Genomic DNA, 21,262 nt, shown 5'->3' on the forward strand with positions numbered 1-21,262 from the left:
CCGGTCAGTCGAACTCGTAGCGTTGCTCGCGCCAGGGGTCACCATGATTGTGGTACCCGGCTCCCTCCCAGAAGCCTGGCTCGTCCTGCAACAGCAATTGCATTCCGTTCAGCCACTTGGCCGACTTCCAGAAGTACAGCTGCGGGACGAGCAGACGGGCAGGACCGCCGTGCAACGCTCCGAGGTCCTCTCCCTCGTACCGGTAGGCAATCCAGGCCTTCCCACCCCGGAGCTCGGCCAACGGCAGATTGGTCGTGTAACCGCCGTAGGAGCTGACCATGACGTGGGTCGCCTCATCGGTCACGTCTCCGAGGACGGCATCGACGGGGACCCCTTCCCAGTGGGTGCCGAGTTTGGACCACCTGGTGACACAGTGGATGTCGACCACGACCGACTCGGAGGGAAGAGCGAGCAGGTCGGGCCACGTCAGGCGACGCTGCACACCGGTCTCCGACGTGATCGTCAACTCCCACCTGTCCTTGGGGATCAGTGGAGTCACGCTCGCTGACAACACCGGGAAGTCGTCGGTGAGGTGCTGGCCCGGAGGGAGTCTGTCATCAGGTCCGCCTCTGCCTCCGAACCCGCGGTTGACGACTGCCATCTGAACCTCCTCGCCGACCACCGATCTGTCGTACTTCGCCGTCCGCCGGCTGAGCCGCCCGAGTAGGCCTCTACCTGACGTCACCCCTGCCAACCGGATCGGCCCGCAGGAAGCGACGCAGGGCCGCCGTGCCGTCGCTCAGGCGATCTGCTGCTCCGGCAGGTAGCCGGCCTCGACCAATGCATTCCGCAGTTTACGGCGGGCGTCGAACATCATCTTGTAGACCGCATTATGTGTCGCTCCGAGCTGATCCGCGAGCACATCGGTGGGCATTCCGTTCAGCACGAGCGCGACGAAGACCATCCGTTGCTTCGCCGTCAGCTTCTCATCGACGGCGCGATGCACGGCGTCCACCAGGTCCCGGCTTTCGGCGTGCGCCTCAGGCTCGATCCCCAGCCGTGCGGGAAGGCGGTCCCAGTCCTCGTCGTCGAACGCGACGCCGGCGCGCTGCCAGAAGTGCCGGTTGACCTTGGCGGCCACGTCGAAGATCACGAACTTGTACGCCCAGGTGGTGAACTTGCAATCACCGCGGAACGTCTCGACCTTGCCACAGATCGCCAGGAGAGCGTCCGCGGCGGCCTGGTGCGCAATGTCGTCCACCTCCGGGCCGACAAGTCGCAGCCTGGCCGCGCGCCGCGCGACCTCCGCCCTCGCGGCGCGCAGGAGAACCTCGTACAGGCGCCGGCTCGCAAGCTCACGCCGATCGCCACGACCGCTCAGGTCGCGAACCCAGGCACGGTTCTCCCGGGCCACCTCTGGAGAGACGACCCGTACCTGCGACAACGACTCGGACCCTTCGCTCTTCACTGACTCTCCGGCGATCAACGCAACGTAGTGGCCCCAGATCCGGCACATCTGCGCCGGCCGGTGAAACAACAACATGGACGATACCGTCCATTTGTTACTCCGTCCACTCAGCACCGGGACCGCACCGCGGCAGATCCGAGCGCATCGTCTCCCCGAGATCACGCGAGACCAAATCTCTCCGAAGTAGGATGAGTTGTGAACGTGGCGCCTAGGCATGCCTCGACCGCTAGCACGGGACAATGGTCCGACGACAGAGGTTGAAGATCACTCGACAAATGGTCTATATCGTCCTGTTTCTTAGACGAATTGAGGCCCGCATGGACGAACTCGAAGCACTACGCGACGAGATCAGGGAGGGCAGGCATGCTCAGGACAGCCAGATCCCGTGGAACGATGCCAGCGGCATCAAACTGCGGCAGTGGCTGGGCGTCACCGAGGAACAGTTCTACGCCCCGGACACGATCGCTCTGCTCCCGATGGACTTCTACTATCCGGGCAAGGGCACACACGGCGACCTCCCACCACGCCCGTCCATCCTTCACCTCTGAACTTCAGGTGGCAGGCAAAGAACCCGTGGTTCGAGACGGAGGTGATTCCCGCTCTCCAGACGCTTGTCGCGGACGCCGTCTCAGTCGCTCCTCGGGACGGTGTCAAGACCGCCCGCCGAGGAACTACTCGTAGCGGCCCTCGAACGTGACACCATCACCGAGGCCGACGAATCGGAGTCCGACGATCCGCGCGTCCTCGACCATCCAGCGAAGCGCGTAGCAGGCTCGATAGGACGGCGGCCAATACGAACAGAACCGACCGTGGTCGTCGACGTACCACTCCCCTGCACTGTCACCGCTTCGTTCGGAGTAGGTGGTCCGGCCGTCGATCGTGAAGACCTGACTAGCACCATCGCCGTACACCAGCCGACCGGCCGTGACCGCCTTCGGGATGTCGGCCGGCGCAACCGCCGCGTCGTCATCCGCTCGGATTCCCTGCAGCATGTCATTCATCGCACCCAAGACCTCTCATCCTCGACTCACGAACCACAGTGCCTTGCCGGCATCAGGCTCAGGCAGAGGTGGTACGCCGCGGAACGTCGTTGCCCTGGCGGTTCAGGGTCGACGGGTCGTGGACCTGGAAGAAGAACGCCAGGATGTCACGGTAGGTCGTCTGCGCCGGGTCGAAGACGATCTCGACCGCTTCGGCGTGCCCGGGATGATTGCGGTACGTCGCATGGTCGTTCCGCCCGCCGGTGTATCCGACGCGGGTTCCGAGCACGCCGGGCTGTCGGCGAATGAGGTCCTCCAGGCCCCAGAAACACCCGCCGGCGAGGACGGCTGTCTCTGCGCCCGGCTTCCGGGTGACCTGTCCGGTGTCGTGAATTCCGCTGGTCATTGTCCGTACTCCTCTGTGCCGGCCACAGCGGCCAGCAGTCCGTCCGCATCCTCCGCGCAGGGTTCACAGGCCGCAAGGTGCGATGCCAATCCGGGATAGCGCTCGGCAGCATCGACTCCGGCCGCCAGTAGCTCGGCGTAGAGATGCAGAACTGCCATCGTCTCATCACACCCGACGTCACGGGGGTCGGTGGCCAGGAATCGCTCGAGCCCCTCCTTCCACCCGCTCATGAATTTCACCTCTACCTGTCGATCAGAAAGCGGGGTTGCCCATCGGCTCCGTTCTGGATAACCGTCAGTGCTTGGACAGACGCGGATCTTACGATGTGGCAGCCTGCCTGCGCGCGGTCCTGAGAAGTTCGGGAGTCAGGGCGCGATCTGGAGGTGCGTGATGAGGTCGTTGGCGAGCGTGAAGCGGTAGATGATGTCGACGACGCCGCCAGGGAAGTCGCCCTCCAGGTGGTTGGTGACGACGTAGTGGGTGTCGTCGAACTTCTCGACGTGGCTGACCTCGACCGTGTATCTGTACTGGCTGGACTCGGTCTCCCGCCAGCGGTGGATTTCGTCGTGACCGGTGTAGGTGTTGCCGTTGTCGACCACGGTCGCGTCGGTCGCGAAGGCCGACAGCAGATCGTGAGCATTCGCCTTGTGCTGGGGATCGGCTTCGCGCAGGAATCTCGTGATCGCGTGCGGCAGGTGCTTCGCCAGGTCGGCGGCGGTCGGGTCGGGCGGAGTCTGGATGGTCATCAGGTGCCTTCCGAGGTGGGGTGAAAGTTGAGCGGCCGGCCCATGGTCGTCATGTCTCGCGCAAAGAGATCGTGCATGACGCCCGCCATGGCGTTGCCATCGAGAGGTCCCATCGTTGTCACACCCCTGTCCCGCCGAAGCGTTCGGTCCGGACGCGTCCAGCGTCGTACCCTTGAGCCAGCAAGCCGGCCGCCGCCGTCTCGACAAACGCTGTCGGTCCGCAGATGTAGGTGAGCGGCTGTTCCTTGGCTGTCCACCCGGCCGTGGACAAGAGCGCCGGGTCGATGCGGCCGCGGTAGCCACGCCAGCCGGTCGGAGCCTCACGAGTCAAGGTGATCGAGACATCGATGAGGTCGTCGGCCGTCATCTCCATGAGTTCCTCACGATAGATCAGCAGGTCGAGCGAGCGCGCCGAGCACAGCACCCGAACCGGTACTCGGCTGTTGATGGCACGGTGATGCCGAAGCATCGCCCGCAGGGGAACCAGGCCGGAGCCGCCGGCCACCAGGAACAACGGACCGCCAAGGTCGTCGTCCCAGCCGAAATGCCCGCCGATCGGACCACGGAACTCGAGCTCGTCCCCTGTTCGCAACTCGTCGACCAGATACGGCGAGACCTCACCATCGTCGAGTCGCTCGATGGTGAGCGACAGGTGGTCGTCCTCCGGCGCCGACGCGATCGAGTAGCTTCGCTGTGTCTGATACCCGTCGGGCGCTGTCAGCCGCACATCCACGTGCTGCCCCGCGCGGTGCCCAGGCCAGTCAGGCACGTCGAGCGTGATGATCTTCACCCGCGGAGTCTCGAAAGCCGTCCCGATCACTATGCCGGTCTGCCACGTCAGTCGCCGTAGTACCGCTGCTCTTTCCACGGGTCTCCGTAGTTGTGATAGCCGAACATCTCCCAGAAACCGGGCTGATCGTCGGTCCGCAGCTCCAACCCACGGATCCACTTCGCGCTCTTCCAGAAGTAGAGGTGCGGTACCAGCAGACGCGCAGGCCCACCATGCTCCGGATCAAGTGGCTGCCCGTCGTACTCGTCGACGACCCAGGCCTTTCCACCTTGCAGGTCTGCCAGCGGAATGTTCGTGGTGTAGCCGCCGTCGGAGTACGCCAGGGCGTACGGCGCCTGGGTCGGCACCGCATCGAGGAACGTGTCGAGAGAGACCCCCGACCAGGTCATCTCCAGTTTCGTCCACTTCGTCACGCAGTGGATGTCGACGGTGAACTCCTCGCGGGGCAACGCCTGGAATTCCGCCCACGACCACGAGACCGGCTTGTCCACAGCGCCCCGGATCGTGAAATCCCACGCGTCCAACCGCGTGTACGGGGTCGGCCCGGCCGACAACACCGGAAAGTCTCGCGTGACGTACTGACCGGGCGGTACCCGCGTAGGGTCTGCGGCACGCCGGCCAAGAAATCCCCTGGTGACAGCCATTACGCCTTCTCACCGAGCTGTACACGCAACAGCCACTGCTGCTTCTCAAACATCCCGACCACTCTGACCAGCACGTCCTGCGTCACCAGATCCGCCGCACCGATCGAGCTCAGCCGTGCACGGATCCGCTCAGCCACTGCTGCCACCCGACGACCGAGCTCCCAGACCACTGCGTGATCGGCCAGCGACCGCACCGCGACAGGTTCGACGCGTGATCCGGCCGCCACCGTCGAGCTCTGTCCGTCCGGGACAAAGCCCAACGTCATGGCTCGCTCGGCGACGACATCTGCGAGCTCGCGCCACTCCTTGACCAACTCGTCGAGGAACAGATGCACTCCACGCGCGGCAGCTCCGACCACGCTCCAGTGCAACTGCTTCCCGATCAGCGACAGATCGATCAGATCCTGCAGTACGAGCTGCAGGTCCTCACCAACCGCCACCCGCTCGTTCGGATTGTCCAGCGGCGGCAACTGCACCGAGTTCGCAACAGATTCCATAGGCATACCTCCCCTGTGTCACGACCACCGCCCGACCTTTCCTCACCACCTGGACCAATCGCCGGTAAGACGGTGCGACGGGACGCAACGAACCAAACAGGACGACCCGACACCCGGGGCGGTTCGTCAAAACACGAGAAAGACACAGCAGTTGACACCAGCGATCGACCTCGCCCGCCGGGACGCAACCCTCCGGCTGGCGTTCATCTCCGCAGTGGTCGCCCTGGTAGCCGTGTTTGCTGCGGTGGGCTCGACCATCCCCCTTTTCAACATCTACCGGGCCGAGGAAGGGTTCACCAACGCTGACATCTCGTTGACTGTCGTCGCCTACTCCGCCGCCACTCTCAGCACATTGCTCGTGCTGGGACGGCTGTCCAATCATGTGGGCCGGCGGCCCACCGCGATCGCCAGCCTCGGGCTGCTCGTACTGGGTTGTCTGCTGCTCTTGAAGGTGCACGACATCGGCATCCTGATCGCCGGTCGACTCCTGATGGGCCTTGGCGCCGGGTTGGCCAGCAGCAGCCTCACCGCCTACATCGTCGATGCGGCGCCGGCCAGGCCGACCTGGCTGGCTTCGGTCGCATCAAGCCAAACAGTCATGCTCGGTCTCGCCGTCGGCGCCATCGCGTCCGGTGCCTTCGTGCAGTTCGGCCCATGGCCACGTGACCTCATTTATCTGGTCGTCATCGGCTTGCTCCTGCTGTCTGCCGCACTCGTCGCGATCAGCCCGGAGACCGTGCCCCCGACGCCGGGCGGTTGGCAATCACTGCATCCTCGCGTTCGCATACCGGTTCGAGCCAGGCATCTACTTCCCGTCGCGGCCGCGGTGTTCCTGGCCACCTGGGCCACCGGGGCGTTCTACCAGGCCTTCGTACCCGCGCTGATCGCAGATCAACTTCGCACCAGCAGCTCGCTCGTCCTCGGACTGGTGTTCGCTGCTTACATGGGCCCTAGCGCCCTCGGCGCACCTCTAGGCGGCCGGTTGTCACCGGCGGCGGCTGAGCGCGTCGGCATGATCGCCTTCCTTGCCGGTTGGATCGGACTGATCACAGCGATCACCACCGGCGCATTGCCGTTGTTCATCGCCGCAACCATCATCGCGGGAGCCGCTCAGGGCATCGCCATCAGCGCCGCCACTCGTGGCCTGCTGTTCGGCAGCACTCTGTCCGACCGGCGCCAACGTTCGCCGTTGTCTATTTACTCAGCTACAGCAGCGCGACTGTTCCCAGCCTCATCTCCGCCCGACTCTCCAACGTCTACTCGCTACCGCAGATCGCACTCGGGTACGGCGGGCTTGCCTTCCTCGCCACTCTGTTCACCGTCGCCGCTGCACGCAACCCGCACACCCAGCATGGAGAGCTACACAGGATGGCCGAGAGGGACAGCAGATGACGACATCGGAGCGATCGATGGGTGAACCTGATCCGGTGGACGAGGTAGAAGCGCCGGGCCAGAGACCTAGCTGCAGGAATGACGCAGCGATCAGAGTGGTAAGACGATGGGTTCCCGGTGCTACAGGTACAGGTGAACCGAGCGGGGCGTGCAGGCGAGGACAGGGAGGCGGCGGATGAAGGCGATCGTGGTGACGGACCAGGCTGCCGGAACGTCCGGCATGACGCTGGTGGAGCGGCCCGAGCCGAAGCCGGCGATCAATGACGTCGTCGTCCAGGTTCATGCCTCGGGGTTCACGTCGGGTGAGCTGACGTGGCCCTCGACCTGGACCGATCGCCTCGACCGAGACCGTACACCGTCGATTCCCGGGCAGGAGCTGGCCGGAGTAGTCACCGCTCTCGGCTACGGCACGACCGGGCCGGCGGTCGGACAGCGGGTGTTCGGCCTCACGGACTCGTATCGCGACGGCGGGCTGGCGGAGTACGTCGCGATCGAGGCACGCAACCTCGCACCGCTTCCGGCCGACGTCGACTTCACAGTGGGGGCGAGCCTGCCGATGCCGGGTCTGACCGCGTGGCAGGGATTGTTCAACCACGGCGGCCTGCAGGCCGGCCAGAGCGTTCTCGTGCACGGTGCGGCCGGCTCGGTCGGCTCAATGGTGACTCAGCTGGCACGTGAGACCGGTGCCTACGTCATCGGGACCGGACGCGCCGCCGACCGCCAGAAGGCGCTCGACTTCGGGGCGATGGAGTTTGTCGACCTCGAGAACGACGCGTTGGAAGACGTCGGCGCAGTCGATCTGGTGTTCGACGTCATCGGCGGCGAGATCCAGCAGCGATCCGCAGGCGTGATTCGGACGGGAGGAACTCTGGTGACCATCGCCGGGCCGCCCGAGGCGCGGCCTGCCGACGGTTTGGCGATCGACTTCGTAGTCCTGCCCGATCGCGCCCAGTTGGGCGAGATCGTCCAGCGGGTGCGGGACGGGCGGCTGAGGACGAACATCGGCACCGTCGCGATGCTCGACGACGCCATCGCCGCCTTCAATCCGACCGATCGAGTCAGCGGACAGACGATCATCCGGATTCGTGCCTAGCCATCCGCAGCCATCCGTTCAACCGCCAAGCGACCAGACGACAGAGGAGACAAGCGCAATGAAAGCGATCGTGGTAACCAACGAGGCTGCGGGAACGGCAGGGATGACGCTCACCGAGCGACCCGAGCCGGCAGCAGCCATCAACGACGTCGTCGTTCGGATTCACGCATCGGGATTCGTCCCGACCGAGCTGGCGTGGCCCTCGACCTGGACTGATCGCCTCGACCGCAGCCGGACACCGTCGATCCCCGGCCACGAGCTGGCCGGAGTGGTCACCGCCCTCGGCTATGGCACGACGGGGCTGTCGGTGGGGCAGCGGGTGTTCGGCCTCGCCGACTGGCACCGCGACGGCACCCTGGCGGAGTACGTCGCGATCGAGGCACGCAACCTCGCCCCCTTGCCGGGCGACGTCGACTTCACTGTCGGCGCATCTCTTCCGATTTCAGGTCTGACCGCGTGGCAGGGATTGTTCCAGCACGGCCGGCTTCAAGCCGGGCAGAGCGTCCTCGCGCACGGTGCGGCCGGCGCAGTAGGGACGATGGTGACGCAGCTCGCACGCGAGGCCGGTGCCTACGTCATCGGCACTGGACGCGCCGCCGACCGTGAGAAGGCGCTCGACTTCGGCGCACACGAGTTCGTCGACCTCGGGAATGATGCGCTGGAAGACGTCGGTCAAGTCGATCTGGTCTTCGATGTCATCGGCGGCGACGTCCAGAAGACCTCCGCGGCCATGATCAAGGCCGGCGGAACGCTGGTGTCCGTCGTTGGCCCGGTCGAGGCCCGGCCGGCTGACGGCCTGGCGGTGGATTTCGTGGTCGAAGCCGACCGTGCCGAGCTGGGTGAGATCGTGCAGCGGGTGCGGGACGGGCGGCTGCGCACGAACATCGGCGCGGTGGCGACTCTCGACGATGCCGTGACTGCTTTCAATTCCACCGAGCGAACCAAGGGAAAGACGATCATCCGCGTTCGCCCGTAGCACCGCGCCGGCGTCGGCCAGGACCCGCCGGACATTGTGGAAGGCCGCGCGGGCCTCGTGGTGGAACGTCCCGGTGACGGGTCACCAGTTCTCGTCGACGCCGACCTGGCCTGACAACAGCAGCAGATTGCCCTGCCTGCGGTACGACGGTGCGGGCGGCGGGGTGACTGCGTCCTGGCTCATCAGGGTCCTCCGACTAGTTGGAAGGGAAGCAGCGCGAGTTCACCCGCGACGCAGCGGATCGAACGGGGCCAGCTCGGGCGCGGCTGTGCCGCTCATGATCTGCGCGGCCAGCAGCTTGCCGGTGACGGGCCCTAGCGTGACTCCCCACATTCCATGGCCACCCGCGACGTACACGCCCGCAACGTTCGTCACGCCGATCACCGGGAGCCCGTCGGATGTCAGCGGCCGGGACCCGACCCACGGCTCGCGTACGTCGTCCCAGTCGGCGCCATCGATCAGCGGGTGGATCGAGCGCAGGATCGTGTCGAGACGATGCCGGTCGAACGGCGCGTCCCGGTCGGCGATCTCCATCGTGCCGGCGACGCGGACCCGCTCGCCGTACGGGGTGAGCGCGACGCGGACGCCGGGCAGATAGACCGGGCCCGCGAGCGGTTCGGCCAGCCGGATGCTGCACGAATAGCCTCGCCCGGCCTGGACCGGCACCCGGACGCCGAGGCGGCGTCCCAGCTCCGGTAGCCACGCGCCCGTGGCCAGTACGACGGCATCGGCCCGGTACGGCGGCCGGGTCCAGGTGTCCACCTGCAGCGCGCCGGGACCGAACCCGACCGACCGCACAAGGGCTCCCTCGACGATCTCACCGCCCCGTTCGCGCACCGAGCCGGCGAGCGCGTCGAGGAGTTGGCCCGGCGCCACGAACCGCTGGCCTTCCAGGTGCAGGACCTGCGTGATCCGGTCGGAGAACGGCGGCTCGTGCCCGGCGGAGATCCGATGGGTCACGTCCTGCCCGGCGGCGCGGGCGGCGGTGAGCTCGTGCTCGAGAACTGCGGTGTCCTGACCGGCGGTGAACCCGATCCGGATGGTCCGCTCGTGGACCTCCGCCGGCACGCCGCCCTTGGCGAGCTCGTCGAAAGCGCCGAGGCTATCCACGGCCAACCGACTCAGCGCCGCCATCCCCCGCCGCCAACGCGGCGCGGTCGAGTGCCGGGCGAAGCCGGTCAGGAACGCCAGCGTCGTAGCGGCAGGCCGCCCGCTCAGCGTGACCGGCGAACCCCGGGTGAGCAGGCTCCGGACGCCTTCGCGCAGCAACGCCGGCTCCGGGAGCGGCGCCACCATGGCGGGCGTGACGTAACCGGCGTTGCCCCACGACGCACCGGCCCCCACCCCCGACCGTTCGAGCACGATGACCTCCGCGCCGTGCTCCTGCAGGAACCACGCACACGAGAGCCCGACTACTCCGGCTCCCACGACCACAACGCGGCGGGGTGAAGATGGTCCAGTCATATCTACTCCTGACCTGAGTGTGCTCCTCACAGCCACACGTTCTCCGCCACGCGCAGGAAGTTGCCGCCCAAGATCCCCTCGACGGCCTCCGGCGCATACCCGCGGTCCACCAGGGCAGCCGTGATGGCGGGCAGGCGCTCCGGCTCGATGAACTCCACGCGGTCCCACTGCGTGTAGCTCGGCGGGAACAGGTCGGGGGTCTCGGCGAGCTCGGCATCGACACCGCCGAAGCAGAAGTCCAGCCCCAGCCCGACGTGCTCCCACCCGACCAGCTCGACGGCATGGTCGAGGTGACGGACGAGCGCCTCGGTGCTCGCATCGTTGGCGCCCAGAAAGATCCCCACGCCGTTGATCCCGACGACGCCACCGGTGGCCGCGCACGCCAGCATCTGGTCATCCCACACGTTGCGCACATGATCGTGCACTGCACGCGCCGCCGTGTGGGAGAGCACGACCGGCGCAGCCGAGGCGGCGAAGACACCCATCGACGTGCGGTAGGAACAGTGCGCGGCGTCGACTACCATCCCCACCCGGTTCATCTCGGCTACCACCTCCCTACCGAACTCCGTCAGGCCGCCATCGACCTCGGCGATGACCTTGTGAACCGTCTTGTAGGCGAGGTTCTTACCCTGCTCGGCCCAGTGAGCGGCGGCGGCGAACCCGTCCAGGCCGTCGGCGGCCTCTGGGTTGTGCTGGGCGTAGGTCGCGGTGGAGATGTAGTTGGTGAGCACCGAATAGTCCGCGCCGACCAGGACCCTCTGTGCGAACTCGCCGACCAGGGCACGGTTGGCCTCGGTCTTGTCCGGCTCGGTGACCTCGGCGGGACCGTCCGTCTGCGTACGACCGGAGGCCGTATCGGCGACGACGGGAGTCAGGGCGTCCCAGTGCTCGGCCAGCTTGCCGTCTCCGTCGACGCGGAAGATGTCGAAACCGACCAGCGGGTCGGGGCCGAAGCCGTGGTAGGTGCCGTGCAGGACCACCAGGTCACCGTCGGCAAGGACGCGGGCGCTCACGTAGCGGAAGTCCTCCGGCAGGCCGGCGACCAGCCGGCGCAGAGCCTCAGGACCATCGGCGGCCAGCGCACTGTGCTGGATGTAGTCCGCGGCCACCCAGCGGTCCACCGCGGACGGGTCCTTGCTTCCGAACAGCTCTCCGGCGGCAGTCGGGACGGTGTTCTTGGAGTTCGAGGCGCTCTGGCAGTTGCCCCTGGCAATCCACACCGCGGCCCGGCGCCATCTGCTGTCCGTCCTCGTACTGCGCCTGGCCCACTTGACTGCGCCCCGGAGCCTGATCCGGCGTACCTGCGGTTCCGCGATGTAGTCGAGAGAGATTTCGCGCGTACACATCGGGTGGAGGACTAGGCCCGTACCGCGACCCACTTCAGCAAGTGCTTCCACCGGCGCACCGGGCAGGCTCCGATCGCGTTCCGCAGCACCGTGCGCGGGCACAGGAGCGCAGCACAGCAAGGGGTGTGAGCGGGGTGTGCCTACGGGGTTGGGGGGAGCGGGCCGGGTGGGGTGGTGGTGGTTGCGCTGCGGGCTGTGCTGGAGATGAGGGTGCCGATGGTGATGCCGATGGCCAGGTTGATCAGGGCGGTGGCCACGCTTTCCCAGGAGCGTTCGGCGGCGAAGGGGGCGAGCATGGCGGCCAGCGTGACGAGGGTGACCACCCAGCGGAAGAACCGGAGCGGACTGGGCGTGGACAGGATCAGCAGGTGGACGAGCCCGGTGGCCAGGAGGGCGGCGGCGGCCGAGCAGGCGGCATAGGTCCAGCTGTCCGCGTCGCCCCAGACCCCCTCGCCCTCGGGGGCGAGCACGGCCAGGTCGAAGACGCCGCGGGCGAGCAGGATCCCCACGATCGCGACCAGCGCGGCGACGGCAGCGGTGGCGGCTCCGCCCGCCCAGAGGCGGCCCGCGTTCACCCGCGGCGCCCTGTCGGCGGCGTGCGACGGCATTGGCATTGTCATGCGTCGGCCTCCTGTCCGGCGACGTTCTCCAGACCTTCCCCACGCCGCCGGTCCGGTCGCATCACCCGGCACGGATGATTCGCCGGATCCCGCCCGGCCGGCCCGGCTCCGTTCACCCGGTGGGGATGAGGCGGTCGCCCTGCTGCCGGTCAAGGCTGCAGGTGACGTACCGACCGATCCAAGGAGCACACGATGGCGACACTGACGGTGTGGAAGTTCGAAAGCCCGACGGCAGCCGACGACGCGGTCACCACGTTGGAGTCCCTGGCCAAGCAGGAACTCATCCAGCTGCACGACGCGGCGACGGTTTCGTGGGAGCCGGGCAAGAAGAAGCCCAAGACGCGGCAGCTGCACAACCTGGCCGGCGCCGGGGCGATGGGCGGCATGTTCTGGGGGATGCTCTTCGGGCTGATCTTCTTCGTGCCGCTGTTCGGCGCGGCCATCGGCGCGGCGACCGGTGCGCTGGCCGGATCGATGAGCGACGTCGGCATCGACGACGACTTCATCAAGTCCGCCCGCGACAAGATCACCCCCGGAACCTCGGCGTTGTTCGTGATGACCAGCCAGGCCGTGCCGGAGAAGGTGAAGGCCGCGTTGGCCGAGCGTGGACTCCATGGCGAACTGATCCAGTCCAACCTCTCGGCCGACCAGGAGGCCGAGCTGCGAGAGATGCTCGCCTAACAACCCGAAGCCGTCCGGCGTGTGGCCGCCATCAGGATCTTCGAGCGACCGCACGCCGGACGTCGTTCGTCCCGGTCATACCACAGGGATGACGACACAACCCCCACCTCGGCGGTGCGATGGATCGTATGTCTCTGACGACGTACGAGATCCGCGTTGTCGGTCCGGTGCCCGACGAGTTGCTGCCTGAGCTCGGGGACGTCACGATCACGACCCTGGAGATGCGGACAGTGCTGACCGGTATGTTCACCGACCAGGCTGCGCTGCACGGATTCCTGCAGCGCCTGCGTGCCTTCGGTCTCGACCTGGTCGAGGTCCGGTCCGTGGTGGCTTCGGAGGACGAGGCGCCACCCACGGAAGAGGAAGCGGGTGAGGAGGAACCGTGATCGCACACCGGAAACCCTGTACGGCGTACGAGTTCACCGTCGTCGGCGAACTGGGCCCGATGTTGCGGGCCGCCTTCCCGGGGCAGCGGATCGCCGCGATGGAGCCCTGCACGGTGATTCGGGTGGAGGTCCCCGCCGACCGGGTGCTGGACCTGGTGGACCTGATCGGCCTGTTCGAGTCCGCGGGAGTCGTCGTCGAGGATCTGTACCGATCGTCCGCACCGGACCCGAGCCGTCCCGGAGCAGTGGAATGACGTCAACGGCCAGTTCCGACCGGCGATCGGAGCTCGCCGGACATCTGGCCCATGGCGTGCGGCACCGGCGGTGGTACTCGTCACTGGCGTCAGTGGCGCTGTGGCTTGTGGCAACGGCACTGGCGGTCCTGCTCGCGGATGCGATCGTGCCCGGGTTCCATGCGGATCTGCCGCTCGCTCCGCTCGGGTTCGCCATCGTGCTGGGGCTCGCGGGTGTCTTGTTGCAGCCGCTGTTGGTGGCGGGAGCCGTGCGACTGGGGTGGATAGGCGTGCTGGTCCTGGCGCTCGTCGGACAGGCGTTGCTCGTCCTCGTGGCCGCTTGGCTGCTGCCGGGAGTGCAGGTGGACGGCTTCTGGGACGCGTTCTTCGTTGCCTGGATCATCGGCATCGTCGGCACGGTCGTCGGCTGGCTCAGTACGTCCGGCACCGACGAGGCCTTGGTCGAGCGGCTCGTGTCGTCCGCCCGTCGCCGCCCGGTGAAGCTCGACGACCCCGACGTGGACGGCGTGGTCTTCGTCCAGCTGGACGGCGTACCGTTCCCGGTCCTCCAGATGGCGGTCACGGCCGGGACGGTGCCGACGCTGTCGCGCTGGATCCGTTCGGGCAGTCACCGGCTGCACGAGTGGACGCCGAAGCTGCCGGCCACGACACCGGCGAGCCAGATGGGCATCCTGCACGGCGTGATCGACGGGATCCCCGCGTTCCGCTGGTACGACCGTGCCAACGACAGGATCCTGGTGGCGAACCGCCCGGCCGACGCCGCCGTGATCGAGGCGGCCCTCACGACCAGGCGGGGTCTGCTCGTGGACGGCGGTGTCAGCATCAGCAACCTGTTCACCGGCGACGCCCCGCAGGCAGCGCTGACGATGAGCCGGCGGGCCGGCCGCGGCGAGATCACCCGGTGGGCGGTGGCGCGGTTCGTCGCCAGTCCGAGCGGGCTGACCCGCGGGCTGTCCCGCTCGATCTCGGAACTGCTGCGGGACCGGTTCCAGGCCCGCCGCGGGGTTCGGCGGGACGTTCGCCCACGCTGCCACCGCTCATGGTCGACCGCAGCCCTGCGTGCGGTGACCAACGGCGCACTGCGCGACATCAACACGGCACTCGTCGCAACCCACATGCTGCGCGGCACCAGGTCGATCTACGTCGACTACGTGGACTACGACGAGGTCGCCCACCATGCCGGAATCCTGCGCCCGGAGAGCCTCGAGGCGCTGGAGTCGGTCGACCGCGTGCTCCATCAGCTCGAGCTGATCGCGTCCGTCGCTCCACGCCGCTACCGCTTCGTGATCCTGTCCGACCACGGCCAGGCGCAGGGCACGACCTTCGCGGACCGGTACGGCGAGGAGCTCGCCGTCGTCGTGTCGCGGCTCGCGGCGGCGGATGTCGCCGTCTCGTCCGAACCGGTCGAGGGGTGGGGCCGGACCCGGATCCTGGTGGACGAACTGGCCACCGGGAGTGGCGTCAGCGGCCGGACCATGCGCAACGCCGCCGAGGCCATGCAGCGCCGCGGGCACGACGAGGCCGACGCCGTCGACGCAGGCACCAGCCGCCGTTCGGGCAAGGCCGAGGGCGACGAGGAGTTCCACGTGTTCGGGTCGGGGAACCTCGGACTCATCTACGTCCGCGGCGCCCGGCAGCGACTGACCCGGGCTCAGCTCGACGACCGGTATCCCGCCTTGGTGGCCGGCCTGGTCACTCATCCGGGTGTCGGCTTCGTCGTCGTCCTCGACGAGGTCGCCGGGCCGGTGGCGCTGGGCGCCGCGGGCCGGCACCGGCTGAACGACGGTCGCGTCGACGGAGTCGACCCGCTGGCCCCGTTCGGACCGAACGCCCCGGCCTTCGTCCGCCGGGCGGCATTGCGCCCCGAAGCGCCCGACATCTACGTCAACAGCCTGGTCGAACCCGGCACCGAGGAGGTCGCTGCCTTCGAGGGCTTGGTCGGGTGTCACGGCGGGCTGGGTGGCTGGCAGGACCGCGCGTTCGTCGCCGTTCCGGTGGACGTGCCGTTCCCGACCGAACGGGTGGTCGGAGCCGATGCCCTGCACGTCGCCCTGAAAAACATCCTCCGGTACTGCGGGCATCGAGCCGACGCACCGCGAGACGCCCGCTCGACCGCGGAGTCGGGCACCTAGCCGAGGCCGGCTACAGTCCGCTCTCGGCCTCCAGCCGGCCGCTGTCGACGGCGTCCACGAAGGCCCGGTAGTCGCGCTCGTTCTGGTCGGCGTACGCCTCGGAGTACTCGGCCATCGCCTCGGGGAACGCGTCGTCGCTGTTGAGGTACGTGGCCAGCGCGATCCGGTCACCGGAACGCGCGTGCGCCCGCGCCAACGTCCAGCCGCACAGCTGGCCGTACATCATCATGCCGGCCGGATCCATCTTCTCGACCACGGCCGCCCCCTTCATGTCCCGCAGTTGCCGGACGTAGAAGTCGCGGGTCTGTCCGTCGATGCCTTCGGTCCGCTGCCAGCCGAGGAAGATGTCACTGGCCGCCTGCATCAGGCGCTGCCCCACCACGACCCGCTCCCCGTCGTTGCGCGGGGCAGACCGCTGCCGGAGCGCAGTAGGGACCTTCCCCTTGAGCACCGAAGGACCTGCCTCCTTGACCTGCAGGAACAGCGGATCGCCGTCGTCTCTGCCGCGCAGCAGCACGATCCAGCAGCGCGTGCCGACACTGCCCACCCCGACCACCTTGCGGGCCATGTCGACGAACTCGTACTGGTCGAACAGCACCCGCCGCTCGGTCGGCAGCGACCGCCGGTACAGGTTCAGCAGGTTCCTGACCCCGGTCTCGAGCTCTTCCCGGTCCAGGTCGGGCAGGAAGTCCGCGATCGGCACGACCAACGGCGGATCGGCCTTGATCCGGACCCCGTCGTCGGTCAGCTCGGTGAGCTTGGCGAACGACTTGAGGCTGCCGCTGCCGCGGGCCTTCAGCAAGGCCTGATCGACGTTCCGGCGCCGGCTCGAGCTCATCTTGGCGCGCAGCATCTCCTGGACCTCGTCGATGTCGGCGCGGGCGTACCAGACATCGAGGGCGCGCATCGTGGCGAACTCCGCGCCGGCGTCGCGATAGCGGCGTACCGTCTCCAGGACGCTCTTGCGGCGCTCCTTGCGGGAGAAGCCGTTGCACCGGCCGGCGACGACCAAGCTCACGGCGAGGCGTTTGACGTCCCACTCCCACGGACCGGCGATGGTCTCGTCGAAGTCGTTCACGTCGAAGAGCAGGCGCCGTTCGGGAGATCCGAAAACCCCGAAGTTCGACAGGTGGGCGTCACCGCACAGTTGCACTCCGAGGCCGGACACGCGCGCCACGGCGAGGTCGGTCGCCATCCCGACGGCGTTGCCGCGCAGGAAGGCGAACGGCGATACCAGCATCCTGCCGTGCCGCACCGGCACCAGGTCGGGCACGCGGGACCGGGCCTGCTCCTCGAGCAGCGAGACCGGATCCGGGCGGTCCGGCGGCAGCACCAGCTCAGCCTGCTCGCGCGGCGGCAGCGCGGCCCGCGCCGCGAGCCCCAAACGGGCCCGGTCGGACGGAGTCAAACGGCGCGATCCACGGTCGGCAGGCGCTGACCTCGTCGTGCGCACGGCGGTGGGTGTCGTCGCCATCGGCGTCGATGCACTCATGCTGCCCTCCCCTGCGGTCCTGGTCGAGTCGCGTGCTCCGGCGCTGCTCGGTGAAAGCTCCACCGAACACCGGACCCGGCCGGGCCAGCATCACCCCCGCCGGATGAACCACCAGCGCGGAGTCCGGGCTTGACTTGAGCTGTGAAAGGCGCCGAGGTCGACTACCGGCTGCTCCCCCCGCGGACCCGCCGCCGACTCGCCACGAGGTCGCTGCTGCGATCCTTGCTCGTCGGGCTGGTCATCGTCGTGGGCTACTTCTTGCTGCCCATGCGCCTCGACAGCGGCCTGCCCGTGGCCGCCTTGGTCCTCGGGCTGGTCGTCGTGGGACTCGTGCTGGGATGGCAGGTCCTCGACATCGCCAAGTCGCCCTACCCCCGGGTCCGGGCGATCGGCGCGCTGGCGACGTCGGTGCCGCTGTTCCTCGCGGTCTTCGCGACGACCTACGTCCTGATGGCCGAAGCCCAGCCGGCGAGTTTCTCCGAGCCGATGAACCGGCTCGACGCGGCGTACTTCACCGTGACCGTCTTCGCGACCGTCGGCTTCGGCGACATCGTGCCCGTGTCCGGAGCAGCCCGCGCGGTGACCACGATCCAGATGTTCGGTGACCTGATCATGGTCGGCTTGGTTGCCCGCACCCTGTTCGGCGCCGTCGAGCACAACCTCAGTCAGCGGCAGTGACCCGAGGGCCCTGCAAGCGCACCATCCGGAACGAGTTCACCAGGCCGGCGAGTGCGGCGAGAATCGGAATGCCCAGCGCCACCTGCAGGGCGATCGGGCGCGCGGTCGTGTTGATGTCGATGATCTCCGCGCGAATCTCCGGCGGCTGCGTGGCGAGCAGCTTGTCGAGCTCGGTGTTGGTCATCACTTCCGCGTCCTCTTCCAGCGCGGTGGCGACCTGTTCCTGCTGGGCCGGCGGCAGGACTGTGCTCGACTGCGCCAGGTTGGTGAACGTGAAGGACAGGGTCGCGAGCATGATGGCGCCGGCGAACGCCAGACCGAAGGACAGACCGAACGAACCCGCCGCAGAGTTGACGCCGGCAGCCTCGCTGACCCGTTCCTGCGAGATCGGCGACAACGTGTAGTTGTTCAGCTGGGACACCAGCAGGCCCAGACCGATGCCCGCGAGCAGCAGCGGCCCGACGAGGGCCCAGCCGGAGTCGGCCCGGGGCACGATCGGGATCAGCAGCACCAGGCCCGTGGTCAGCAATGCGAATCCCCACCTGACGATGGTGCCCGGCAGCCGCCGTCCCGCCCGCTTCTCGGCGAGGATCGCCATCCCGAACATGCTGAGCGAGAGCGGCGCGAGGGACAGGCCGGCCTCCATCGCGTTGTACTCGAGCACCATCTGCAGATAGATCGGCAATGCGATCATCGTGCCGCCCAGCGCGATCTGCTGGAGCATCTGCTGGGAGACCCCCAGCTTGAAGACGGCAGAGCTGAAGAGTCCTGGGTCGAGGAGCGTCGGCTCGTTGCGGCGCTTGCGCCGCCGCAGCCAGTAGGCGAGCGCGGCGAGCCCGGCCACGCCGATGGCCAGGATCAGGCCGACGAACTCTCCACCTTCCTGCCATACCAGGATGCCCAGCACGATGCCGCCCATCCCCACGACCGAAAGGCAGGCGCCGACCACGTCCACCCGCCGAGAGCCCGTGTACGGCGCATCGTGGATGAGCCCCTGGCCGATCAGCACGACCGCGATCACCGCGGCCTCGAGCAGGAACGCCACCCGCCAGGACAGGTAGGTGGTGATGAAACCCCCGAGCAGCGGCCCGATCGCGGCAGCCAGCGCGGCGGCGGCGCCAACCAGGGCGTAGGCCTTCGTCTGCGCCGCTCCGTCGAAGTTACCGTGGATGAGCGACTGCATGGCGGGCAGCAGCAGCGACGCCCCGAGGCCACCCACCAGGGCCCAGAAGACGATGATCGCCCAGAGGCTCTGCGCCACCGACATCGCCAAGGCGCCGACCGCGTACCCGCACAGTCCCAGCAGGTACGCGCGCTTGCGGCCGATCAGGTCGCCGACCTTGCTTCCGATCAGGATGAACGCGGCGGAGACCAGTGCCTCGAGCGCGATCGCCGACTGGACGCCGCTCACCGTCGTGTCGAGGTCCCGGACCACCGAGGCGATCGAGACGTTCATCAACGAGGTGTCGACGACGAGCACGAACATCGCCATCGCGAGCAGGATCGCCAGCCGCGGGTTCGCCTTCGTGCCGGCCGGAACACCGCTCGCATCCTCGGCCATGATGTCAGCCGGCGAGGATCTTGGCCTTCTGTGCCTCGAACTCCGCCTCGGTGAGAACACCGGACTGCTTGAGCTCGCCCAGGCTCTTGAGCTGCTCCAAGCGGTCGGCCGTGGCCGGAGGTGGTGCCGCAGCAGGCGGCGGCGCGGCATAGGTCGGCGGCGGCGCCATCTGCTCGGCGTAGGCCTGATTCCGCGTGGCGGCCGTGTCGGCGTCGCGCTGGGCGAACTTTTCGTCCTGACGCCGTTGGACCCGGCCGTGGACCGCAGTCGCAGTGCCTGCGACGGCAGCGGTCCGCACTATTCCTCGCAGCAGTCCTGGCATGTCAGGCTCCTCAACTCGTCTTTTCCAGGGCGTCCAGGGCTTCCAGCGCGTCGAGGGCGGCCATCACGTCCTCGGCCGGAATGCGCCCGCCGGCGATCAGCGTGCCACCCGATTCGAGCGCCGCCGCGACGAACGGCCGCGCCCACGTGTTCTCGTAGACGATCATGGCGGCCAGGGTGCCCGGCTCCATCGCGCCGGCCACCTCGGCGAGGTCCTCATCGGCCAGGAGCCCCGACCGGGCGCCACTGAGGTCCGTGAACCCACCGGCCGGACCTGACGACTCGGCCAGATCGACCATGTAGGTGGACCCGTCCGCGTCCTTGCCGACCACCATCACGTCGTACACGTGGATGATGCCGCGCTCGACGAGGTTCACGAGTTCCTCCGCCGCTCGACCGGTCAACCGGTTGCCGGTGAACTCGAGGAGCACGTAGTCGATGGGTCCGTGAACGTCTGCTGCTGGCATGACTCTCCACCCCTCCACAAGGGTCTGGCGACCCCGGCGTCCTGTTCCCCGCCACACTGCCGCGGCCGGCCGGCACCAGTCATCACCCGCGCGGGATGAACTCAGCCCGGCAGTGTCGCGGGAGCCCGGACCTCGGCCGGCGTGACCTGCCGGATGCTCAGGATCGTCAGGCCCGCGGCCTGCAGCATCGCCGCCAGGTCCGCGATGCCCTGGTCCTCCCGGACCCGGATGCGAAAGGTTCCGGACGTCTTGTGATCAGCCTGCGGACCGGCGCAGAACGCCAGCACGGCCGGCCTCAGCTCCCCCTGGACGACGACCTGGTACGACGGGCGGAAGCGCTCACGTGTCGCTCTCATCGTCTTCCCTCCCCGGATCGATGTCGATGCGCTCTGCCGAGCCCGGATCCAGGATCCGGCGGACCTCGACGACCTCGATGCCCAGGGCACGGAGTCGGGCCAGCAGGCCGTAGAGCGCGGCCTGGTCCGGGATCGCATAGACGACGGTGCTCACCTGGTCGACCGCGAGCGTCTCCGCGCGCATGTCCCGCAGGTCCTGCTCGGGTACTGCGCCGGCCACGCGGATCTCGTACGTCGCATCGACCATCGAAACCACTCCGTTCCAGCCTGTGCGTTTCGACGCTCGCAAACGTCCGTTGCCGCGGCTTCACCCCTGTGGGGTGAACTGCCGACCGGCGTGCCGGGACCGCGTCCGGTTCGCCCCGCAATCGGTACCAGTTCGTCTCGAATTGTCCGGCAATCGGACGGGAAACGCTGGTTTTAAAGGCTCTTTCGTGGTTCCGTCAAAGGGTGCGACCTGCCACGCACGCCCTCCCCAGCGGTCAGTGACGTCGTCACGCATCGCCAGGAGGGGACATGCCGAGCGATCAGCACGCAGGGGTGGGAGCAGGACAACACACTTCACCGGATGC

26 protein-coding genes and 1 pseudogene are annotated in these 21,262 nt (G+C 67.9%); 9 read left to right on the forward strand and 18 right to left on the reverse strand.

Translation table 11 applies throughout. The features are described from left to right. Window positions 1-4: 4 nt before the first annotated feature. Both ACIBGM_RS06855 and ACIBGM_RS06860 read right to left on the reverse strand, forming a co-directional pair. Entirely contained in the window at window positions 5-601 is a 597-nt protein-coding gene (locus ACIBGM_RS06855) for a molybdopterin-dependent oxidoreductase (protein WP_360529858.1), read from the reverse strand. Between the two features lie 138 nt (window positions 602-739). Continuing rightward, the gene (locus ACIBGM_RS06860; protein ID WP_396384734.1) at window positions 740-1,483 is read right to left on the reverse strand and encodes a sigma-70 family RNA polymerase sigma factor; all 744 of its coding nucleotides are present in this window, start codon (window positions 1,481-1,483) and stop codon (window positions 740-742) included. A gap of 242 nt (window positions 1,484-1,725) precedes the next feature. Here ACIBGM_RS06860 and ACIBGM_RS06865 point away from each other — a divergent pair, with 242 nt between their 5' ends. Then, entirely contained in the window at window positions 1,726-1,956 is a 231-nt protein-coding gene (locus ACIBGM_RS06865; RefSeq protein ID WP_360529852.1) for a hypothetical protein, read from the forward strand. A 123-nt stretch (window positions 1,957-2,079) separates the two neighbouring features. Here ACIBGM_RS06865 and ACIBGM_RS06870 read toward each other — a convergent pair whose 3' ends face one another. The 7 genes and pseudogenes from ACIBGM_RS06870 to ACIBGM_RS06900 form a co-directional block, all read right to left on the reverse strand. After that, window positions 2,080-2,409: a hypothetical protein gene (locus ACIBGM_RS06870; RefSeq protein ID WP_360529850.1), complete on the reverse strand. Its 330-nt coding sequence runs from the start codon at window positions 2,407-2,409 to the stop codon at window positions 2,080-2,082. Between the two features lie 85 nt (window positions 2,410-2,494). Further along, window positions 2,495-2,794: pseudogene (locus ACIBGM_RS06875) on the reverse strand (peptide-methionine (S)-S-oxide reductase); the annotation flags it as partial. Continuing rightward, on the reverse strand, window positions 2,791-3,024 hold the full coding sequence (locus ACIBGM_RS06880) for a hypothetical protein (RefSeq protein ID WP_396384735.1): 234 nt from the start codon (window positions 3,022-3,024) through the stop codon (window positions 2,791-2,793). The pseudogene ACIBGM_RS06875 and the gene ACIBGM_RS06880, both read right to left, overlap by 4 nt. A gap of 135 nt (window positions 3,025-3,159) precedes the next feature. Continuing rightward, window positions 3,160-3,540, reverse strand: coding sequence for a nuclear transport factor 2 family protein (locus ACIBGM_RS06885; protein WP_396384736.1), 381 nt, complete (start codon window positions 3,538-3,540; stop codon window positions 3,160-3,162). 118 nt (window positions 3,541-3,658) lie between these two features. Beyond that, complete coding sequence (locus tag ACIBGM_RS06890; protein WP_396384737.1) at window positions 3,659-4,330, reverse strand: ferredoxin reductase; 672 nt, start codon at window positions 4,328-4,330, stop codon at window positions 3,659-3,661. A 47-nt stretch (window positions 4,331-4,377) separates the two neighbouring features. Next, a complete protein-coding gene (locus tag ACIBGM_RS06895) occupies window positions 4,378-4,974 on the reverse strand; it encodes a sulfite oxidase-like oxidoreductase (RefSeq protein ID WP_360529835.1) in 597 nt (198 codons plus the stop codon). Further along, the gene (locus tag ACIBGM_RS06900; protein ID WP_396384738.1) at window positions 4,974-5,471 is read right to left on the reverse strand and encodes a Dps family protein; all 498 of its coding nucleotides are present in this window, start codon (window positions 5,469-5,471) and stop codon (window positions 4,974-4,976) included. Before ACIBGM_RS06900 ends, ACIBGM_RS06895 begins: the two co-directional genes overlap by 1 nt. A gap of 214 nt (window positions 5,472-5,685) precedes the next feature. Between ACIBGM_RS06900 and ACIBGM_RS06905 the strand changes: the two genes are divergently transcribed. From ACIBGM_RS06905 to ACIBGM_RS06915, 3 genes are all read left to right on the forward strand, one after another. Continuing rightward, on the forward strand, window positions 5,686-6,888 hold the full coding sequence (locus ACIBGM_RS06905; RefSeq protein WP_396384739.1) for an MFS transporter: 1,203 nt from the start codon (window positions 5,686-5,688) through the stop codon (window positions 6,886-6,888). 150 nt (window positions 6,889-7,038) lie between these two features. After that, the gene (locus ACIBGM_RS06910; protein ID WP_396384740.1) at window positions 7,039-7,956 is read left to right on the forward strand and encodes an NADP-dependent oxidoreductase; all 918 of its coding nucleotides are present in this window, start codon (window positions 7,039-7,041) and stop codon (window positions 7,954-7,956) included. After that, entirely contained in the window at window positions 7,949-8,932 is a 984-nt protein-coding gene (locus ACIBGM_RS06915; RefSeq protein WP_396384741.1) for an NADP-dependent oxidoreductase, read from the forward strand. The genes ACIBGM_RS06910 and ACIBGM_RS06915 overlap by 8 nt, the downstream gene beginning before the upstream one ends. 222 nt (window positions 8,933-9,154) lie before the next feature. Here the strand turns inward: ACIBGM_RS06915 and ACIBGM_RS06920 are convergent, their stop codons facing one another. The 3 genes from ACIBGM_RS06920 to ACIBGM_RS06930 form a co-directional block, all read right to left on the reverse strand. Next, window positions 9,155-10,396 (reverse strand): FAD-dependent oxidoreductase, encoded by a 1,242-nt coding sequence (locus tag ACIBGM_RS06920; protein ID WP_360529820.1) that lies wholly within the window; start codon window positions 10,394-10,396, stop codon window positions 9,155-9,157. Window positions 10,397-10,422: 26 nt separating this feature from the next. Continuing rightward, a complete protein-coding gene (locus ACIBGM_RS06925) occupies window positions 10,423-11,616 on the reverse strand; it encodes a membrane dipeptidase (RefSeq protein WP_396384742.1) in 1,194 nt (397 codons plus the stop codon). 266 nt (window positions 11,617-11,882) lie between these two features. Next, window positions 11,883-12,362 carry a DUF6069 family protein gene (locus tag ACIBGM_RS06930; protein WP_360529815.1) on the reverse strand — a complete coding sequence of 160 codons (480 nt, stop codon included), beginning with the start codon at window positions 12,360-12,362 and terminating at the stop codon, window positions 11,883-11,885. Between the two features lie 192 nt (window positions 12,363-12,554). Between ACIBGM_RS06930 and ACIBGM_RS06935 the strand changes: the two genes are divergently transcribed. From ACIBGM_RS06935 to ACIBGM_RS06950, 4 genes are all read left to right on the forward strand, one after another. Then, window positions 12,555-13,043 (forward strand): DUF1269 domain-containing protein, encoded by a 489-nt coding sequence (locus tag ACIBGM_RS06935; RefSeq protein WP_360529812.1) that lies wholly within the window; start codon window positions 12,555-12,557, stop codon window positions 13,041-13,043. 128 nt (window positions 13,044-13,171) lie between these two features. Continuing rightward, a complete protein-coding gene (locus ACIBGM_RS06940) occupies window positions 13,172-13,429 on the forward strand; it encodes a hypothetical protein (protein ID WP_360529810.1) in 258 nt (85 codons plus the stop codon). Then, window positions 13,426-13,683, forward strand: a complete 258-nt coding sequence (locus ACIBGM_RS06945; protein WP_360529807.1) for a hypothetical protein — start codon at window positions 13,426-13,428, stop codon at window positions 13,681-13,683. The genes ACIBGM_RS06940 and ACIBGM_RS06945 overlap by 4 nt, the downstream gene beginning before the upstream one ends. Window positions 13,684-13,790: 107 nt before the next feature. Then, entirely contained in the window at window positions 13,791-15,815 is a 2,025-nt protein-coding gene (locus tag ACIBGM_RS06950) for a phage holin family protein (RefSeq protein ID WP_360529805.1), read from the forward strand. A 10-nt stretch (window positions 15,816-15,825) separates the two neighbouring features. On the opposite strand, the gene ACIBGM_RS06955 is transcribed toward ACIBGM_RS06950, so the two are convergent. Continuing rightward, window positions 15,826-17,307 carry a DUF2252 domain-containing protein gene (locus ACIBGM_RS06955; protein WP_396384743.1) on the reverse strand — a complete coding sequence of 494 codons (1,482 nt, stop codon included), beginning with the start codon at window positions 17,305-17,307 and terminating at the stop codon, window positions 15,826-15,828. Window positions 17,308-17,448: 141 nt separating this feature from the next. Here ACIBGM_RS06955 and ACIBGM_RS06960 point away from each other — a divergent pair, with 141 nt between their 5' ends. Next, on the forward strand, window positions 17,449-17,985 hold the full coding sequence (locus ACIBGM_RS06960; protein ID WP_360529799.1) for a potassium channel family protein: 537 nt from the start codon (window positions 17,449-17,451) through the stop codon (window positions 17,983-17,985). Here ACIBGM_RS06960 and ACIBGM_RS06965 read toward each other — a convergent pair. The 5 genes from ACIBGM_RS06965 to ACIBGM_RS06985 all read right to left on the reverse strand — a co-directional run bounded on the left by ACIBGM_RS06965 (window position 17,969) and on the right by ACIBGM_RS06985 (window position 20,937). Beyond that, window positions 17,969-19,546: an MFS transporter gene (locus ACIBGM_RS06965; protein ID WP_360529796.1), complete on the reverse strand. Its 1,578-nt coding sequence runs from the start codon at window positions 19,544-19,546 to the stop codon at window positions 17,969-17,971. The genes ACIBGM_RS06960 and ACIBGM_RS06965 overlap by 17 nt on opposite strands. Before the next feature lie 4 nt (window positions 19,547-19,550). Beyond that, window positions 19,551-19,868: an SHOCT domain-containing protein gene (locus ACIBGM_RS06970; RefSeq protein WP_360529793.1), complete on the reverse strand. Its 318-nt coding sequence runs from the start codon at window positions 19,866-19,868 to the stop codon at window positions 19,551-19,553. Window positions 19,869-19,878: 10 nt separating this feature from the next. Beyond that, window positions 19,879-20,334 (reverse strand): DUF6325 family protein, encoded by a 456-nt coding sequence (locus ACIBGM_RS06975; RefSeq protein ID WP_360529790.1) that lies wholly within the window; start codon window positions 20,332-20,334, stop codon window positions 19,879-19,881. Between the two features lie 101 nt (window positions 20,335-20,435). Beyond that, on the reverse strand, window positions 20,436-20,690 hold the full coding sequence (locus tag ACIBGM_RS06980) for a hypothetical protein (RefSeq protein WP_360529788.1): 255 nt from the start codon (window positions 20,688-20,690) through the stop codon (window positions 20,436-20,438). Further along, window positions 20,674-20,937 (reverse strand): hypothetical protein, encoded by a 264-nt coding sequence (locus ACIBGM_RS06985; RefSeq protein WP_360529785.1) that lies wholly within the window; start codon window positions 20,935-20,937, stop codon window positions 20,674-20,676. Before ACIBGM_RS06985 ends, ACIBGM_RS06980 begins: the two co-directional genes overlap by 17 nt. Window positions 20,938-21,262: the final 325 nt, after the last annotated feature.

The organism is Kribbella sp. NPDC050470 (assembly GCF_044458365.1).
Taxonomy (GTDB): Bacteria; Actinomycetota; Actinomycetes; order Propionibacteriales; family Kribbellaceae; genus Kribbella.